The sequence below is a fragment of the Mycobacterium sp. MAA66 genome (genome assembly GCF_041261665.1).
Taxonomy (GTDB): Bacteria; Actinomycetota; Actinomycetes; order Mycobacteriales; family Mycobacteriaceae; genus Mycobacterium.
This window is the reverse complement of sequence record NZ_JBGCCC010000004.1, coordinates 1-18,224: the sequence shown is the minus strand read 5'-3', so window position 1 is coordinate 18,224 and position 18,224 is coordinate 1. Positions and strand designations below refer to the sequence as shown.

The 18,224-nt window shown below is 64.7% G+C and carries 17 protein-coding genes; 6 read left to right on the top strand and 11 right to left on the bottom strand.

The features are described from left to right. Positions 1-406: 406 nt before the first annotated feature. Positions 407-1,654, top strand: coding sequence for a hypothetical protein (locus tag ABIA30_RS14325; protein WP_370066400.1), 1,248 nt, complete (start codon positions 407-409; stop codon positions 1,652-1,654). Between the two features lie 85 nt (positions 1,655-1,739). On the opposite strand, the gene ABIA30_RS14320 is transcribed toward ABIA30_RS14325, so the two are convergent. Continuing rightward, positions 1,740-3,170 (bottom strand): alpha/beta hydrolase, encoded by a 1,431-nt coding sequence (locus tag ABIA30_RS14320; RefSeq protein ID WP_370066398.1) that lies wholly within the window; start codon positions 3,168-3,170, stop codon positions 1,740-1,742. A 159-nt stretch (positions 3,171-3,329) separates the two neighbouring features. Then, complete coding sequence (locus tag ABIA30_RS14315; protein WP_370066396.1) at positions 3,330-4,073, bottom strand: hypothetical protein; 744 nt, start codon at positions 4,071-4,073, stop codon at positions 3,330-3,332. Positions 4,074-4,517: 444 nt separating this feature from the next. On the opposite strand from ABIA30_RS14315, the gene ABIA30_RS14310 reads away from it, so the two are divergent. After that, on the top strand, positions 4,518-5,969 hold the full coding sequence (locus ABIA30_RS14310) for an LCP family protein (protein WP_370066394.1): 1,452 nt from the start codon (positions 4,518-4,520) through the stop codon (positions 5,967-5,969). Here the strand turns inward: ABIA30_RS14310 and ABIA30_RS14305 are convergent, their stop codons facing one another. The 8 genes from ABIA30_RS14305 to ABIA30_RS14270 all read right to left on the bottom strand — a co-directional run bounded on the left by ABIA30_RS14305 (position 5,970) and on the right by ABIA30_RS14270 (position 14,822). Then, a complete protein-coding gene (locus ABIA30_RS14305) occupies positions 5,970-6,689 on the bottom strand; it encodes an MgtC/SapB family protein (RefSeq protein ID WP_370066392.1) in 720 nt (239 codons plus the stop codon). It abuts the gene before it with no gap. A gap of 138 nt (positions 6,690-6,827) precedes the next feature. After that, the gene (locus tag ABIA30_RS14300) at positions 6,828-7,262 is read right to left on the bottom strand and encodes a hypothetical protein (RefSeq protein WP_370066390.1); all 435 of its coding nucleotides are present in this window, start codon (positions 7,260-7,262) and stop codon (positions 6,828-6,830) included. A gap of 46 nt (positions 7,263-7,308) precedes the next feature. Further along, complete coding sequence (locus tag ABIA30_RS14295; RefSeq protein ID WP_370066388.1) at positions 7,309-8,340, bottom strand: ABC transporter ATP-binding protein; 1,032 nt, start codon at positions 8,338-8,340, stop codon at positions 7,309-7,311. Further along, the gene (locus tag ABIA30_RS14290; RefSeq protein WP_370066386.1) at positions 8,337-9,911 is read right to left on the bottom strand and encodes an ABC transporter permease; all 1,575 of its coding nucleotides are present in this window, start codon (positions 9,909-9,911) and stop codon (positions 8,337-8,339) included. Before ABIA30_RS14290 ends, ABIA30_RS14295 begins: the two co-directional genes overlap by 4 nt. Continuing rightward, positions 9,908-10,975 (bottom strand): extracellular solute-binding protein, encoded by a 1,068-nt coding sequence (locus ABIA30_RS14285; protein ID WP_370066384.1) that lies wholly within the window; start codon positions 10,973-10,975, stop codon positions 9,908-9,910. Before ABIA30_RS14285 ends, ABIA30_RS14290 begins: the two co-directional genes overlap by 4 nt. A 29-nt stretch (positions 10,976-11,004) precedes the next feature. Continuing rightward, positions 11,005-12,345, bottom strand: a complete 1,341-nt coding sequence (locus ABIA30_RS14280) for a Dyp-type peroxidase (protein ID WP_370066382.1) — start codon at positions 12,343-12,345, stop codon at positions 11,005-11,007. Then, entirely contained in the window at positions 12,342-13,550 is a 1,209-nt protein-coding gene (locus ABIA30_RS14275) for a hypothetical protein (protein ID WP_370066380.1), read from the bottom strand. The genes ABIA30_RS14280 and ABIA30_RS14275 overlap by 4 nt, the downstream gene beginning before the upstream one ends. A gap of 405 nt (positions 13,551-13,955) precedes the next feature. Further along, a complete protein-coding gene (locus tag ABIA30_RS14270; protein ID WP_370066378.1) occupies positions 13,956-14,822 on the bottom strand; it encodes a hypothetical protein in 867 nt (288 codons plus the stop codon). Between ABIA30_RS14270 and ABIA30_RS14265 the strand changes: the two genes are divergently transcribed. From ABIA30_RS14265 to ABIA30_RS14255, 3 genes are all read left to right on the top strand, one after another. Beyond that, positions 14,788-15,306 carry a hypothetical protein gene (locus ABIA30_RS14265; protein ID WP_370066376.1) on the top strand — a complete coding sequence of 173 codons (519 nt, stop codon included), beginning with the start codon at positions 14,788-14,790 and terminating at the stop codon, positions 15,304-15,306. The genes ABIA30_RS14270 and ABIA30_RS14265 overlap by 35 nt on opposite strands. Positions 15,307-15,335: 29 nt before the next feature. Then, positions 15,336-15,755: a nitroreductase family deazaflavin-dependent oxidoreductase gene (locus ABIA30_RS14260; RefSeq protein WP_370066374.1), complete on the top strand. Its 420-nt coding sequence runs from the start codon at positions 15,336-15,338 to the stop codon at positions 15,753-15,755. An 83-nt stretch (positions 15,756-15,838) separates the two neighbouring features. Beyond that, entirely contained in the window at positions 15,839-17,284 is a 1,446-nt protein-coding gene (locus ABIA30_RS14255) for an alpha/beta hydrolase (RefSeq protein ID WP_370066372.1), read from the top strand. 4 nt (positions 17,285-17,288) lie between these two features. Here ABIA30_RS14255 and ABIA30_RS14250 read toward each other — a convergent pair whose 3' ends face one another. Next, positions 17,289-17,852 (bottom strand): TetR/AcrR family transcriptional regulator, encoded by a 564-nt coding sequence (locus tag ABIA30_RS14250; RefSeq protein ID WP_370066370.1) that lies wholly within the window; start codon positions 17,850-17,852, stop codon positions 17,289-17,291. A 300-nt stretch (positions 17,853-18,152) separates the two neighbouring features. Between ABIA30_RS14250 and ABIA30_RS14245 the strand changes: the two genes are divergently transcribed. After that, a partial coding sequence (locus tag ABIA30_RS14245; RefSeq protein ID WP_370067096.1) for an MmpS family transport accessory protein occupies positions 18,153-18,224 on the top strand: 72 nt, incomplete at its 3' end.

Below are 18,224 nucleotides of genomic sequence, written 5' to 3'. Positions count from 1 at the left end.
CGCCTCACTGGACCACAATCGGCCCGATTCGGCGAGCACCCACACCGCACAACCTGCAAATCTTCGACATATCCGCAGATGACCCCCAGCTGCGACCTGCCGTTCCCGCCCGCGACGCACCAGGTGAATTTTTGGATAAATTCAGTTGGATTTCTTTTCGATATTGGGCAAACGGTGCACGTTCTTGCTGGTCAGCAGGCTCCCAGCACATTACTACCAGCGCACACAGTTCTTACGTTTCAGCTATTTTCAGACCGCAATCAGGTCAGACCGCAAATGACGGTCCTGCTTCGAGAAACTCGGGGAACACACAATGCAAAAAGCTCTGCCTGCTCTTCAGTCGTCGCTCGTAGCCGGAATGTCTGCGGTGGTCATCGCTACTGCATCCGGCACCGTCACTCCTTACATGTCACCGACCCACCTGCCGGCCGTGTACGCACCGGCAGCCGTGTCGACGTACGCCGAGAAGTACTACCTCACCGCGTCGCCGACCGACATCCTTACAGTGCCGTTTCAGCTCATCTACACCCTCTTCAACGACGTCGCCGCCGCTCCCGCCGCCCTGATCAACGGTCTGAACACGGCCCTGACGACGGGGTTGGCTCCGCTCTACACACTGTTCAAAGCCGTCATCGCCGCTCCCAACGTCCTGATCACCGACCTCAACTTGGCCCTGACAACGGGGTTGGCTCCGCTCTACACACTGTTCAAAGCCGCCATCTCGGTACCCAACGTCTTGATCACCGACGCCAACTTGGCCATCAAAGCGCTGTTCGCCGGAACCGGCTCGACCTTCGCGAAGGCCGTCGAGACGACGATCACCGCCACGATCGCCGCGCTGCAGGCGGCGCCGACCGCCGTAGTCACGGCGCTTAAAGGCGCCATCACGAGTACGCCGGCCGCGATCTCTGCATTGCTGAAAGGCGTCGAGACGACCATCACCGCCGTGGTCGCCACGGTCTCGGCGGCGCCGACCGCCGTAGTCACGGCGCTCAAAGGCGTCATCTCGAATGCACCGGCCGCCATCTCCTCATTGCTGACAGGCGTCATCACGACCGTCAAGGCCGCGATCACAGCTCTGATCCAGACGCCGGCCGCCATCATCAAGACGCTGAGCTCTTTGGCAGCCACCCCGACCGCGGCCGTCACGGCTGCTGCAACCACCACCAAACCGCTGGCGCTCTCCGCGGCTGCGGTCAAGACCGCGGTGCAGAAGTCGACCACCTCGGCAACGCCGGCCGCCGGCACCGACTCGACCGGCACCACGTCGACGACTTCGGACACCTCTTCGAAGAAGAAGCAGAAGTCCGACGACAAGTCGACGACCGCCCCCTCGACCGACACCACTTCGGGACAGGACAAGTCGAGCGACACCCCCAAGACCGACACCAAGACCGGCTCGGACACCAAGACCGGTACCGACACCAAGACCGGATCGGACACCAAGACCGGTACCGACACCAAGACCGGATCGGACACCAAGACCGGTACCGACACCAAGGCGGGCTCGGGCAGCAAGACCGGATCCGACAGCAAGAGCGGATCGGACAGCAACTCGGGTTCGTCCGACTCGGGTAAGAGCAAGGGCGGCAAGCACCGCGCCCCGGCCGGCGCCTCGTCGAACAGCAACGGCGGCGGCAAGCACCGCGCGTAATCACCACACAACAACACTGAGGGCTGTGAACCGCACTGGTTCACAGCCCTCAGTACTATGTCGGATCACACTGCGGCGCAATGGATCACGCCGTAGGCGTGTGCACCCGCTGCGCCAGCCACGGCAGCGCGTTCGCGAACGCCCGAACCGCGAACTGCCAGGTGTGATACCCCGGGTAGACGCGCAGATCGCATCCGATGTCCACTGCGGCGGCCGCGGCGCACAGGTCGGGTAACGCGCCCTTCTCCCGGAACTCGTCGTCCTCGTCGTGACCGCCGTAGCCCACCGGCGCCTCGTGGTTGCGACGCGGGTCGGCCACGTTCTTCGACTTGTCGTCGGCCGGCTCCTGGGAATCGTCGAAGTAGCCTGCCACCCCGCGATAGGGCCCATGCGCCGCCATGACGGTCCGCGGATCGAACGCGGCCCATTGCGCGGCATTTCCGCCATACAGCCGTTTGATCGTCTGCTCCTTGGTTCCCGAGTTGGGCCCGCGGTCGCCGCCGATGTCATCGAACACGCTGAACAGTTCCGGGTGCATGACGGTCAGATCGATCGCACAGGTGCCGCCCATCGACCACCCGACGATGCCCCAGTCAGCCGGATCCGGTGATGCCCCGAACTGCGAAATAATATACGGCCGAACATCTTTGGTCAGATGGTCGGCGGCGTCACCACGCGGGCCGTTCACGCATTCGGTGTCGTTGTTGAAACTTCCGCTGGAATCGGCGAACACCAGTATCGGTGCCGCGCCGCCATGCTGCTTGGCGTAGTCATCCACGGTGGCGATCGCATTGCCGGTGCGGATCCAATTCGTCGGATTGCCGAATTCGCCGGTGATCATCAGTAGCGCCGGCAGCTTCGGCGGGGTCTGGCCGGCGAACCAGATCGGTGGCAGGTAGACGTATTCTCGGCGGTGCTTGAAGCCGCTGGCGTCTGCCGGAATATCCACCGGCACAAGCTTTCCTGTCGCCTGATGGGTATTGCGCAACGCGGTGAGGTCGGCCAGGTCGGTCTGATCGGGCATGGGACCGGAGGTGATGTCGCCCCACGCCCGCTGCCACGTCGGGTAATAGCCCACCCACTCGTTGAGCACCACCAGAACCGCCAGCGCGGTCAGCGGCACCGCCACCAGCGAGAGCGCCCGACGCCACCACTGTGCGCTACGAAAACCTAATAACAACACCGCAATCGAGAACGCGAACACCGCAGCCCAGAGCCAGAGCCGCAGCGGGGCGGGATCCGATGCCAGACCTTCGGAGTTCATGTATGTGCGTGCGCCAAGGGCCGCGGCGACACCGACGGCCAGTCCGACCGGAACCCACACGGTGCGCCATCGCCGGCTGCGCCACCCGACAGCCACAACCAGTGCGACGACGGCCAGCACCTCGATGCTCAGCGGCAGCCATCCGCCCAGCAGTGAAATGCCATGCCCGAACCGGCCGAAATCAGGATCCGGCAGTGGCGGCATGAGGGTCGGCGTCGGCGGTGCGGGCTGTATCGGCTCCGGTGGCGGCACATCTCCAGTTTGGGTGCCTATCCTGGGATTTGGCTGATCCCGTCGTCCACAAAGAACCAGAACGGCGAAGCGTCGTGGTGACCGCTTCGCCGTTCTTGCTCTGTATTCAGTTGTTGTTCGGCAAAACCCGAACCGCGGACTCCTTCCCCAGAGGCGCGGTCAGGCGATTTGCATCGGCACAATCCCATTTGGTGAAGCAGGCACCGGCGGCACTGGTGCAGGCACCCCGAGCCCCGGTGCCGGAGCAGTCGCGCCCGTCGCGATACCCGGCACCGCCGGAGCACCCAGACCAAGTCCTGGCGTTGGCATGGTCGCCCCCGGTACCGCCGGCACCGCACCGGCCGGTACGCCCGGCAGACCCGGCAGCGCCGGAGTGCCACCCAAGCCCGGCAGCCCAGGAGTACCCAGGCCCGGTATACCCGGTAAACCCAACGGCGAGGACGGAATGCCGCCGCCCATGAGTGCCGGGAGGTTGCCGTTCGCCAGGGCGGTCATGAACGCCGGGCATTGCGACTGGATGGCCATCTGCGTGACGAGGCCGGCCACCGGCGGCGCGATCCCGCCGTTACCGCTCGCCTGCGTCAGGTTGCTGGCCACCTGACTGCCGGGCTGCACCAGCATCGGGCAGATCGAAGTCCCGACCTGTGCGATGGCATTGCTCACCGGTCCGTTGTTTCCGATCCCGACGGTGCCAAGGGCATCGCCGACGATGTCGGCCTTGGCATCGGGACTCCACACCATCGCGGCGCCGATCACGCCCAGAGCAACGATGAACGGTCGCAACACCGTCGCGGAACCCGCGATGACATCAAATGAGTTGATCTGCGTCCTTCCTGTCTTCGGTTTAGCCGGTCTGCCGACGACCACCTTGCGGCGGTACGGCAGGTCAATGGTTGCCGTCATGTAGCACGCTCCTTATTCCCCAGATCCCAGTGCCACTCCTGACACTGATTTCACTTCGGTAACGCTGAGCTACAAACGTCACATTTACAACACGGCCCGATAACCGTTCGAACCCTATGCGTTTCATTACCGTCATCTCTGAGATCAATGCTTAATCATGAGGCCCTTTCTTACATCACTCGTATCGCTAGTCGCACAAGTCACATGAGTCACAAAATTTCAGCGTTGACGTAAGTTAAAAATTCGGCTCAAAATCACTGCTTCACCGCCCGCCACGGCCATCCCGCCTACCGCAGGACGCTCCCTCTGGCTTGTAGGCTGACACGAACACCCGGCTTTGCCGGAGTCATAACGGTTCGCGGCCGACTGGTCTTCGCCGCCTCTTTGTTGCTCAGGAGTTTTGATGGCAAACCAGTCCGGCTCGAGCGGGGGACGCCACCGCGTATGCGCCTGGTAGTAGCTCTCGTGTCGGCCACCGTGCTGGCATTCACCGGCGTGGCCTGGTACGGCATCCACGGCGTGATCAACGGTTTCACCATCTCGCACGCACTGGGCATCGACCTGCCCGGTTCGGGCAACGTCAACGGTGACATGAACATCCTGCTGATCGGCTTGGACTCGCGTCGTGATCAGAACGGCGACGAACTGCCTCAGGATCTACTGGACCAACTGCACGCCGGCGACTCCGACAGCGGCGGTTACAACACCAACACCCTGATCCTGGTGCACGTCACGTCCGACAATCGGGTGATCGCGTTCTCCATCCCACGTGACGACTACGTGGCCGTCGACGACATCCCCGGGTACCGGCACATCAAGATCAAAGAGGCGTACGGCCTGAAGAAGGCCGACGTCGAGCAGAAACTCAACGACCAGGGCGTCACCGACCTGCACGAGTTGGAAACCAAGGGGCGTGAGGCCGGACGCTCGGCGACCATCGCCGCCGTTCGTGATCTGACCGGCGTGAAGGTCAACTACTTCGCCGAGATCAGCCTGGCCGGGTTCTACGACCTCGCCTCGGCCCTCGGCGGCATCGACGTGTGCCTCAACAACGCCGTCTCGGACACCGACTTCTCCGGCGCCGACTTCCCGGCCGGTCCACAGACCCTCAACCCATCGCAGGCACTGGCTTTCGTCCGTCAGCGGCACAACCTGGACAACGGCGACCTGGACCGCACCCACCGACAGCAGGCGTTCCTGGCCTCGGTGATGCACAAGCTGCAGAGCGGCGGGGTGTTCAGCAATATCGGCAAGTTCTCGGACCTGATGTCGGTGGCCCGTAAGGACATCGTGCTGTCCAGCGGTTGGACCGACGACGTGTTCCGGCGTCTGGGTTCCATCTCCGGTACCAACATCGAATACCGCACGCTGCCGGTGCTGCGCTACGACACCGTCAACGGCCAAGATGTGAACATCGTCGACCCCGACTCCATCCGCACCCAGGTGGCCGCCGCCTTCTCCGAGAATCCACTCACCTCCACCACTCCGGCCGCGCCGGCGAGCACGGTCGACGTGATCAACGGCGGACAGATGACCGGACTGGCCTCAGCAGTGGCCTCGGCGCTCAGCACGCACGGCTTCACCACCGGCGACGTCCGCAACTCACAGCCCGGTGAGCCCACCACCACCCAGATCGACTACGGCCCCGGCGCGGCGTCGGACGCCAAGCAGGTGGCCGACCAGCTGGCCATCACCTCGGCACCGCAACCCAGCGATCACGAACAGCCCGGCCACATCAGGATCATCCTGGGCAACGAGTACGACCCGCCACCGGCCGTGGCCGACGCTCAGTCGACGGGTGCCACCGTCAGCCAGCCCACCACCTCGGCGCAGGATCCGGACATTCCCGACCAGGGAAAGCCGTTGAGCGGCAACGGCGTTCCCTGCGTCAACTGATCAGTCGAAGTCGTCCATGTCATCGGCGGTCCATCGCACCGACGTGACTTCAGGCGCCTTGAGGACATCGGCAAGTGCTGCCTCGATCCGACGGTCGTCGCGTTCGTCGGCGATCACCGTCGCGGTGATCCGCACCCCCTGATCGTCCGGAAGATCAACGGCGGCAATCGATTGCACGGTCAAGTCCGGCCGATGAATGGCGTCGAAGACCAGGCCGCGAATATGCGCCTCGGCATTGGTCGGGCACCGCACCTCGAACCGGTACTCGGCCGGCACCTTCTCCTCGCCACCGGGCACCTCATTACGATCCAGCGCGCGGCCCAGCGGCCGCAGGAAGATGTTCGCGGCGATGACGGCCACAGCCCCGAGTGCCGCCTCCTTGATCATCCCGCCGCCGGACAGTGCGCCGACCGCGGCAGTGGCCCACAACGTCGCGGCGGTGTTCAAACCCGAGATGTTGGCTCCCTGCTTCATGATCACGCCGGCACCCAGGAAACCGATGCCAGAGGCCACCTGGGCCGCGACGCGGGTCGGGTCAGCGTCATGCACCCCGGCGAAGGTGTAGCCGCCCATCAATACGAACAGCGTGGAGCCCAAGCTCACCAACGCGGCGGTCCGCAACCCCGCGTTGCGGGATCGCCACTGCCGCTCCATACCGATCGCCGCGCCCAGGCCGAGACCCGTGCCGATGCGTATTGCGGTATCCAGCAGATCCAGCATGTCGCGCACTCCTCGTCGTCGGTATCGCCACCGCGAGGTTACGTACCGTCGATGACACCGACCTGACCCGGTAGCGTCGGGTTACCTGATGTTCACCCGGTGTTTCGGCGCAGGGCAACCACGCCGGTGCGAACAGAACTAGTCATCATGCTTGACCGGCTTCCATCCCACATACGTCAGATACAGCCCGCACGACGCCAGCCCGGCGAACACCACCCAGATGAACAGCGAAGCGTGTGAGGAGTACACCGCATCGCCCGCCTGGTCATAGGCGGTGGGGACGGTCAGCAGGATGATGCCGCGCGCCAGCATGATCCAGCCGATCACGGAGATGATGATTGCCGCCGGAGTGCGCCAGAATTGATGGAACGCGATGATCAGCAGGCCGAACATCAAAAGGATGGCCCCGAACAACCACGGCCACATGGGGTTTGCCTTGAATTCGTCGAACAACTGCTTCATGTATTCGCTGCGAATCGCCACCGTCGTGGGCACGATACAGAAGAACGGTCCGAGCACCCGTGCAAAATTGCGGGTACGGATCTGCGCGGGATCCGAGCCGGTCGTCGCCACACCGATCACGCTAGGACGCCGACCGGCCACCAACAAGACCCGTGGCTCAATCCTGTGGCCAGGCGACATCACCCTGGATGGCACTGACCCACACCCGCTGTCCGACCGCCACCTCATCGTCGCCGGACACCTCGGCCACCAGTTCGGTGGCCGGCGCGCCATCCACATCCAACGTGAGCCCGGAGCTCCCGCCGCGATAGTCCACCGCGACGACCGTCGCCTGCGCACCCTCCGAATCGGGCTGGTACGCGACGGTCAAATGTTCGGGACGCAGCAGCAACGTGTAGGCGCCGTCGTCCAGGTTCAGTGCGCCGTGCGTGATCGGAACCTGGCAATGTAACTGCCCGGCAATAACTTTCGCTGGTAGTAGGTTGGCCGGACCGAGGAATCGGGCAACGTGTTCATCCGGTGGCTCGGCGTACAGAGACCGCGGACCGCCGACTCCGGCAATGCGGCCATTGCGCAGTACCGCGATCTGATCGGCCATGGTCAGCGCCTCGTCTCGGTCATGAGTGACCACGATCGCCGTGGCACCCACATCACGCAGCACCCGGGCGACATACTGGCGCAGGTTGACGCGCAGCGCCGCATCCAGAGAGGCGAACGGTTCGTCGAGCAACACCACCGCGGGCCTCGGTGCCAGCGCCCGGGCCAGCGCGACCCGTTGCCGCTGCCCGCCCGAAAGCTCATGCGGGAAACGGTTTTCCAGCCCGTCCAGGCCCAGCATGGATACCAGTTCGACAACCCGACCACGATCGCCACGGCGCAGCCCGAAAGCGATGTTCGCCCGCACCCGCAGGTGCGGGAACAGGCCGCCGTCCTGCGGCACATATCCAACACCGCGATGCTGGGCATGCAGCACGCTCGAACCGTCGTCAACCACCCTGTCCGCGATGATGATCCGGCCCGAGTCGAGCTGTTCGAACCCGGCGATACTGCGCAGCAGGGTCGTCTTGCCGCTGCCGGACGCACCGAGTATCGCGGTGATCGATCCGGCCGGCACGGTCAGATCGATGCCGTCCAAAACCAAGGTGCGGCCGTAGAATTTGCGCCCGCCCTGCACGGCTATCGCATTCATGACACCGCCTCCAGGGCCGGTGCAGGCTCCGCGGCGACGGTTGCGTGCTGGGAGCGCCGATCGAACCACAACCCCAGCATGGCACCGGGTACCACCGACACCGCGATGATCACCAGCGCGTAGGGCGCAGCAGCCGAGTATGAGCTCTCCGACTGGAACGCCCAGAATTGGGTGGCCAACGTCTTGACGCCGGGTGGGGCCAACAGCAATGTGGTGGTCAGTTCCGTTGCCGCAGTGACGAATACCAAACAGAAGCCGGCCAGCAGACCGGGGCCGATCAACGGCAGGGTCACCCTGGTGAACACGTAGAGCGAGCCCCGCCCCAAGGACCGTGCCACCTCGCCGAACTGCCGGGGCAGCGACGCCACGGTGGAATGCACACACACCAGGCCGAGCGGAAAGAATTGGACCGCGTACGCCGCGATGACCATCCAGCCGGTCTCGTACAACGGGTAGAAGTAGTTGATCGCGAGATACACCAAGCTGACCGCCACGATGACGCCCGGTACGGCTCGGGTGATGAACGTGATGTTGTGTAGCGCCATGGTGAATCGGGACGGATACCGAACCGCCAGATACGCCAGCGGCGTGGCCAATGCCAGTACCACCACTCCGCAGGCAGCGCTGTAACCGAACGTCGTCTCGGTGGCCTCGGACAGGCTCGCCACGGCCGGCAGGGTGGTACGGCGGGCTTGCTCGATCCAATACAGCAGCACACCCACCGGCAGCATCACGCCGATCACGGTGATGGCAGTGAAGCCGACCACCGCGAGCTGTCGCGGTAGCGCCCCGGCCCGCGTCGCACCGGCCGCGACGGCGAATCCGGTGCGCCGCCGCGGTAACGCCCCGTCGGCCGCGATGAACACGAACCCCAACAGCACCAGTGGAATCGACAGCGCGGCGGCCCCCTGACGATCGAAGCTGAACTCGCTGAAGATCTCGGTGGTCAAGGTGTGGAATCGGACTACCTCGAACGCACCGTACTCCGAGATGACGGCCAGCGCGGCCAGGAGCGTGCCACCGGCAATCGCGGTCCTGACGGCCGGGAACGTCACCCTGGCGAACACCGCGACCGGGCCCAATCCCAATCCCCGCGCGACATCCTCCAGATTCGCGTCGGCACGGCGCAGAGCCGCCGAAACAGGAAGCAAGACCAGCGGATAGCTCGACATCGTCATGATCACCGTGGCCGCGACCAGCGGATCCATGGTCGGCCAGAGCGAATGCCAGGCGAACCCGACGACGAAGTCCGGCATGGCCATCGGCAGGATCAACACCGTGGTCCAGAGCCGGGCCCACGGCAACCCCGACCGCTCCAGACACAGTGCCGCGGCGGTGCCGACAACGGCCGAGCCGACCCCGACCAGCGCGGTCAGCACGATGGTGTTCTTCAACAGGCCATAGGATCTCGCGCGGAACAGGACGTCATGAACTTCCGGCCAGCCTGCGGCGTGTGCATTGGCGATGACCACGGCCAGCGGCGCAACCACACACACCACCACACCGATGCCGGCCAGGGTCAGAATTCCCTTGACCGGCATCGGCGCGCGAGCATGACCGGCGAAGCTCACAACAGCTGCGCCTGCTGTAGCAACGCCTTGGCGTCGTCACCGGTACCCAGATCAGCCACGCTGAAGTCATTGGGCGACAACTGGTCTCGTGGCTTGAGCGCCGGGTTCGCGGGCACCCCCGACACCAACGGGTATTCGAAGCTGTCTCCGGTGGCGATCACGGTTTGACCCGACTGACTGGTCAGGTATGCCAAGAACTTCTGCGCCGCGGGCTGGTTCTTGCTGGACTTCAGTATCGCGGCACCGGAGATGTTCTCGACGTATCCGGGGTCCTTGTCGGCGAAGTAGGCGAACTGCGACTTGACCGCCTCGTCACCCACTTCCTTCTTCAGCCGGTAGAAGTAGTAGCTGTTCAAAATGCCCAGCCCGGTGTTGCCCTGGTTGATGTCCGCCGCCAGATTCTCGTTCGACGGCACATTGTCGTTGGCACCCGCATTGGCTTTCAGCCCATTGAGCCAGGCCAACGTCGCATCCTTGCCCTTGGCGCGCAGCACCGAGCTGACCAACGGCCAGAAATCGGTCTCACCCGGTGCGATCTCGATCTTGTCTTTCCATTGCGGGCCCGCAAGATCCAGGATCGAGTGCGGCAACTGGTCTGCCGGGACCTTGTCCGGGTTGTAGGTGATACCCGAGACCCGGCCCGATACCCCGACCCAGTTTCCGGTGGCGGCACTATCGGCCTTGGGCACCGCACTCAGGGCAGCGTCATCGACCTTGACGAGCAGTCCCTTCTGGTCGAGTTGGGCCAGCCACGGCGAGTTCTCGGTGTACACCAGATCGGCGGGCGACTTGTCGCCCTCCTGCTCGATCTTGGCCACCGTCGTGGCCTCATCGCCGGACACCACGTTGACCTTGATGCCGGTCTGCTTGGTGAAGCCGTCCACCAATGCCTTGGTGGTCTGCGCATGCTGCGCCGAGTACAACGTCAGCTCTCCGGCGGGCGCGGGCTGCTGCGACGGCTGCGGCTGCGCCGGCTTGCTGCCGCACCCCGCCGCCACACCGACCAAGACCGCCAAAATACTTGCACTGAGCGCCAATTGACGCTTGCCGATGAGGGAATTCACGGTGCTCCGATCTGGGTGCTGGTAGAGGTTCAGCCGAACAGTTCCTCGCCGACCCAATGCCCGGGCCCGGAAGCGCCGGAGGGGAGGGCGAATATCGCGCTGGCGGTATGGGTAGTGAACTGGGTGAGCGCGTCGTTGATGGAGAGCCGATGGTTGATCGGCACGAAAGCCGTTCGCGGATCCCGTTGATAGCCGAGGAACAACAGTCCGGCGTCATACTCCAGCGCCTGCCGCCATGGTGGCCAGCGTTCGGTGAACGGCGTCGTCCCGTTGTTGTAGGAGAACGCCCGCCGGATGATCACCGCACCGTTGTTGGTCTCCGGGGCGGCGAGCCGGACGTGCGCGGTCTGCGGAATATGCAGGGCACCTTCGGAGTTCCGGGCGTCCAGGTTCAGCGCTTCGAACTCGTCGGTACCGCCCAACTGCGCTCCGGAGACCTTCTGCCGTCCGACCACCTGTTCCTGCGCCGCGACCGGCAACCGGTCCCAGTGCTCCAGGGTGATCCTGATCCTCCGATACACCAGGTAGCTGCCATCACGCATCCAGTCCTGGCCGTCGTTGCCGGCCCATAGGGTGGTGTCCAGGTCCTTGGGCGGATGGGCATTGGAGTTCAGCGTTCCGTCCTTGAACCCCATCAGGTTTCGTGGTGTTCCGGCGGCATTGCTCGGTGAGTATCCGATCTGTGTCCAACGCAGTACCGCGATATCCGGTGAGATACGGGCCAGCGCCCGTACCGCGTGGAACACCACCTGGAGGTCATCGCCGCAGGCATGCACCAGCAGGTCGCCGTCACTCTGGTCGGCCGCGAGTTGGTCACCGGGAAAGTGCGGCAACTCGACCAACTGCTCGGGCAGCCGCGAGCGAAGGCCGAAACGATCGATGCCATTGTGGATGAACAGATTCCGGCCGAATCCTATGGTCACGGTCAGCCGATTCGGACCGGTCTGCCAGGTGTCCAGCGAGTCTGAGGTCGTCGACTTCGCGGTGGTATTCGCGTAGGCGTTCACCACATCGGTGGGTTCGTAGATCGGGATGGTCGCGGACTGTCCCTGGGTCAATTGCCCGGCCAGATCACTCCAGCGCCGCAATACCTCGACCACATGATCGCGCTTGTCGGTGTTGAGGTCGAACGCGGCGATCACGGTGTGCTGCTGGGTATCGGTGATGACACCGCTCTGATGACGTCCGTAGAACGGCTCGACATCGGATGGCGATGGACCCGACGGCGACTGCGCCATCGCAGCGCCGGCGGTCGCCCCTACGGCACCGCCGACTACCGCCCCGCCGACAAACAGACCGCCGTGCAAGATATTTCGACGAGACAGCAGGCCCTTGCGTCCCTCGGCTACCGGATCGGACTGCTCGCTCATCCGTGCAGAAGCGACAACGTATTGGTGTCGTCGTTGACGAAGTAGATGCCGTCGTGGGACTGGTTCACCGCGATGCCGAACAGATTGCCGTTGCCCGGCGGGTCCTGCGCCACATCCTGATTGGCGTAGTACTCGCCGACCTGCTTGCCATCCGGGGTGATCTCCACGATTTTGCCGTTGGTGGCATTGGCCACCAAGATGTTTCCGTTCGGCGCGCGATCCAGACCCAATGGGTTGGCCAGCTGACCGCCCTCACTCAGGGTGTCGCCGGCGTGCGCGGAATCGTTGCGGGTCAACGCATTCGGAATCTTCGCCACCCGGTTGCCCAGGTTGTCCCCGACATACAACGTGCCGGCCGGGTCCAGAACCAATCCGGTCGGCCCCTTCACCAGGGCCGAGGCGTCCTCCTGCTCACCGAAGGAGTCCGCGACCACGGTGTGACCGGTGACCGCCGGTGGTTTGGTCGGACTCTGGCTCAGGTTCAGACGGACCACGTTGCCCTGGTTGACCAGCTTGCCGCCGGCGTCCTTGACGCCGCCCAGGGTGTTGGTCACGAAAAGTGTCGCGGTGTCACCGTGGTCGTCGACGGTGGCGTCCCACGGCCCGTTCAGATAATCGCCGGAAATGGTGCCGGCGACCTGGCCCATCGGATTCAGCTCGATGAGGCAGCCCGGACCGGAGGTGCCGAGCTTCCCGTCGGTGGTGGGCAGGCTGCCGACCAGTACCCAGCCGTCCTTCAACACCACCATCGCGGTGGTCAGGCCGATGCCGCCAGGACAGCCGGGCAGATTGGCCGGGATCGTGGCGAACGGCGCCATCGACTTGTCCGGATGCACGGCGACGACGGTGGTGCCGGTGCCCTGGTTGTTCGACTTGTTGTTGAAGTTGTCCACCAGCACATCGCCGGCGTGCAGGTTGCCGATCGTGGCGGTCACCGGCCAGATGGCGTACGGGTTGACGTCGCCGTTGTCCGGGGTGGTCGGCGAGACCGTGGACACCGACTTCTTGCCGGCCAGGAACGAGCCGGGCTCAGGGTTCAGCGCCTGGCGGGCGGCGGCATCCTTGTCCCCGGAGAACTGCTTGTCATTGAGCGCCTTGGCATCGTTGGTATCCAGTCCGGCCGGTGTCGACGGCTTGGCATCGTTGCCACAGCCAGATAACGCGAACCCGGTCAGAACCGTTGCCGCCAGAGCCCCAAAACGCATTGCCCTGGACCGACGCGCACCGGATTGTGTGGTCATACCGTTTACCAGCCCCTGAATTGCCTGGCCCAACGCACCAACAAATCTTTGCTGACCCTAGTTAGGCTAACCGTATTGAAGTATGGCAAGGCTAGTCATACAAGGCCCCAAATAGCGAGGTCACAGCATATCTACAGCTTTTTTCCAGCGATTGGCCAGCACGCCCCAATCGCCCCGCCCGCATTGCGGTCAGATAGCCGGGCAATTAGGCCTGGGAAACGTCCATGAGGTCGATGAACACCGCGAAATTCGGGGCTCCGCGGAAGCCGCCCGGCAACACCGAACAGCGGCCGTCCACGCCCCGACAACCGCCGCTCACCGGGCAATTTCGGCTAATCGATAATTTACGGAACAGCAAACTCATTACCGTCAAATTGGGGTACGATACTGCAGGCCCAACCAAGACGGAGGTGAGCAGCGGGTGACATTGCACCGTCGGCTGACCGCCGCAACCGGCCTGGTCGGCCTCGCTCTGCTGGCTGGTGGCACCAACGCCGCCATCGCGTTCGCCCTGCCCCACTCGGGCTCCGGTAGTGGTGGCTCGGGCTCGTCCAGTGGCAGCTCGGGTTCATCCAGCGGCGGCGGATCCAGTTCGTCGGGCCACGGATCGAATTCGTCGGGCCACGGCTCCAGCTCATCGTCGGGCTCGTCCAGTAGCGGCTCAGGCTCATCAAGCAGCAGCTCCGGCTCGTCGAGCGGTAGTGGCACGTCGGGCAGCAGCTCGTCGGGATCGTCATCTTCGGGCGGTTCGACGTCCGGGTCGTCGTCGTCCGACAGCGGCTCGAGCACTACCAGCGGTCCCAGCTCATCCAGCAGCGGTACCGGGTCGCCGAACCCGCTCGCCGGGCTGCCCGGCCAGATCAACCAGACCATCAACCAGATCACCGGGACGATCACCGGCGCACTGACCGGTGGCAACCCGCAGTCGGGCACCAACCCGAAGAACAGCAAAGGCACCTCCGGCGGGTCATCCAAGACCAAGCCCCCGAGGTCCGCGCCCACCTCGGGCAACCAGTTGCCGAGCGCGGCTACGACCCCGCCGAGCGACTCATCGCAGACCGGTACGACGGCCGCGGCCAACTCGCCGACCGCGCCGCAGAAGGTCTCCCTGCCGAACCTCGTCGCACAGATCCCGCTGACCGCACTCGACGTGCTGAAGACGGAGATCCCGGTGTTTGCCGCAGCCATTCCGCTGCCCGGCATGTCCGCCTTGCCGGCCATCGCCGAGGCAGTCATCACCCCGCTCCAGCAGGCGGTGAGCGGCCTTGCGTCGGCGGCAAACGGACTGCCCTTCATGCAGTTCGACTTCAGCCAGACGTCAACCCTGCCGATGCAGCTGCCCACTGACCACTACCTGCGCACCACCACATCGCCGGCCGTCCGTAAGCCGAAGGCCGCAGGCCCGGACCCGCTGCCCCGCGACATCGCACCGGACGCCCCGGTACTGCCGGCCGGTACGCCCGCGGCACCGCCCAAGCCGCCTGAGCAGATTTTCAGTGCCGCAAACCATTTCGACACCCAGCCGGAGTTCCGGTCCGGCTACCCCGAGTATCTGCGCGCAGCCGGCATGAGTGAGGTCGCCGCGGTTGCGGTGCCCGGTTTTGCCGGGATCATCACGCTGACGGCCGCCGGCGGTCTGCTCGGCTACCGCCAGGCCCGGGCCGGCCACGCCACGGCACCCAGCCGCGCCGCGCGCTTCGTCAACTTGGCTCCGGAATAACCCACCGAGTCGGCGACGTTGGGAGCAGCGTGACTGAACACGAACTGAGCCCCACCGACTGGGTACGCGCGCAGACCGAACGAATCCTCGAGCAGGGCACCACCGACGGCGTCGAAATTCTCGACCGCCCTGTCGTGCTGTTCACCACCACCGGCGCCAAGTCCGGAAAGAAGCGCCTAGTTCCGTTGATGCGTGTCGAGCACGACGGCAATTACGCACTGGTCGCCTCCAAGGGCGGCGCCCCCGAACATCCGTCCTGGTACTACAACGTCAAGGCGAATCCGCGGCTGACGGCGCAGGACGGCAGCAGGGTCGTGGAACTGAACGCTCGCGAACTCGACGGCGACGAGCGTCAGGTCTGGTGGGATCGCGCGGTGGAGGCCTACCCGCCGTACGCCGAGTACCAGACCAAGACCGACCGACTGATCCCGGTTTTCATCGCCGAGTGATCTGGAGGCCGGGTGGGCTCTGCTCACCCGGCCCTCAGCTTCGGTCGCCAGAATGTTTCGTTGTGCCACCTAGTTCTACGCCCGTGCCCACGCCCGTGCCCACGCCCGTTCCGACGCCCAGTCCGTCCCCGGCGCTGCCCCAGCTGACCGAACTCCCGCCGGATATCAAGGCGATCGTCCATGGCGTGTCCCTGCTCGGTGGCTGGCTGCCGTTGACCGTCGAGTTGGTCAGCGTGGTCGCGCTGGTGCTGGTGCTGGCCCGCTTGGGCCGCCGGTGGTGGCTGGTCTGGGTACCGGTGAGTGCGGCGCTCGGGGTGGCGGTCGCGCTCGCCGCGCGTACCTATATGAACTCCGAGGGTCTCGCGTCCGATCCGGCTCCGTTGGACCTGTGGGTATGGACAGCGCTCGCCGCGGCCGCGATCACGCTGGCCGTATTCGGCTGGCGCCGCTCGCGGTGGTGGCGGCGGGTCGTGTCCGTGTTGTTGATCCCGTTGACGGCGCTGACCGCGTTGATGTCGCTGAACCGCTGGGTCGGCTACTACCCGACGGTGCAGGCGGCCTGGGGCGCCGTGACCGCCGGGCCGCTACCCCATCAGGTCGAGGCCGCCGAACTCCCGTCGCTCCGCGGCACCGCACCGACCGACGGCAAGCTGGTCGAGGTCACCATCCCCGATACCGTCGGCTTCAAGCACCGCAGCGAGTACGTGTACCTGCCTCCGGCCTGGTTCGCCGGCCCGACGCCGCCGGCCCTACCCGTGGTGATGATGGTCGCCGGCGAGTTCAACACCCCGGCGGACTGGATGCGCAGCGGCAGCGCGATGGCGACCATCGACGGCTTTGCGTCGGCGCATGCCGGCATGGCCCCGATTTTCGTGTTCGTCGACTCCGGTGGCCGATTCAACAACGACACCGAGTGCGTCAACGGCCCACGTGGTAATTCTGCCGATCACCTCACCAAAGATGTTCGGCCCTATGTTGTTTCAAAATTCGGAGCGTCGGCCAGCCCGGCCAATTGGGGCGTCGTCGGATGGTCGATGGGCGGCACCTGCGCCATCGATCTGACCGTCATGCACCCCGAATTGTTCAGCACATTCGTGGACATCGCCGGAGATCACGGTCCCACCGCCGGTACCAAGGAGCAGACCATCGAGCGGCTCTACGCGGGCGACGCCGAACGGTGGGCGGCCTTCGACCCGGCCACCGTGATGCGCAAACATGGTCCTTATCAAGGTGTTTCGGGATGGTTCGCCGACACCATCAAACCCGACCTGGGTGACAAGAATCCGTTCGGGAAATTCCATGCTCCGCAGCGGGATTCGGATACCCCGTTAGGCTTCGGTGGTCACGACGACTGGCACGACGCCGACCAGACTGGCGCCGCTCAGGACCTGTGTGCCGTCGCGAAATCGGTGAACATCGACTGCGCCATCCACACTTTGGTCAGCTTCCACACCTGGCAGTTCGCCCAACGTGCGTTCTCCGACGCCCTGCCGTGGATGGCCGGCCAACTCCACACGCCGGCGAAGTAACGCCTCAGACGTTGCTGCACACCAGCCGTCGGGCCGACTGCAGCAGCGCCCGGCGCAAGTCGTCATCGGCTACGTCCTGCAGGCCCGGATCCATTGCACTGCCATAGATTCCGGAGATCGCCAGCGACATGGCGACGCGGGTATCGACATCCTCGTCAGCCATGGCGAGCACCTTCTTGAAGCGCTCGTTGATGGCATCGCACTCATGATCGCTGCTGACCAGGATGTCGATGGCTGGGTCACGGTAGAAGATCGCCGTCACCCGTCGGTGCCGGACGGCCAGCTCGACCAGCCCGGCGACCGCGGCATCACGCCGGGGTTCCCCGGCCGGCAGCGCCTCCACGTCGATGATCAGCTGTTCGATTTCGGCGTATACCGGGCGGATGACTGCCAGGACGATCTCGTCCTTGGAGTGGAACTGGTAGTACACCGACGCCTTGGAGACCCCCAGGTGGTCGCCGATCATCTGCAGCGACGTGCCGTTGACCCCGTGCTCGGCAAAGAGCACCAGAGCAGCCTCGATGACCCGACCGCGCGCCGCGCCGCGCGGCCCCACTGACTTTGCCACTGGCCCACCCTCCGCTCGCGTCACAGTCGCTGACCGATAGTCACGTCCATCACACAGAAGGTCTCGGATTGGCGTTGGACCTGCCGAAACCATTCGCTTAACTTGTCTAAGTTTATAGACGTAGATATTCTAAATCAGCCGATCGGCAGATTAGATGGCAGTGACGGGGACGACGAGTCAACCCGTCTGTGTCACGCGGTCCCGGACCATCTGCCGGCGACAGCGCGATGCGCATCGAGAACGGAGTGCACCGAAGGTGTTGGAGGGGATGTCACTGTGATCGGCCGGTTCGCCAAGCGGATGTGGATTCCGCTGCTCATCATCGCCGTGGTCGGCGTCGCCGGATTCACCGTGCAACGCGTCCGCACCTAC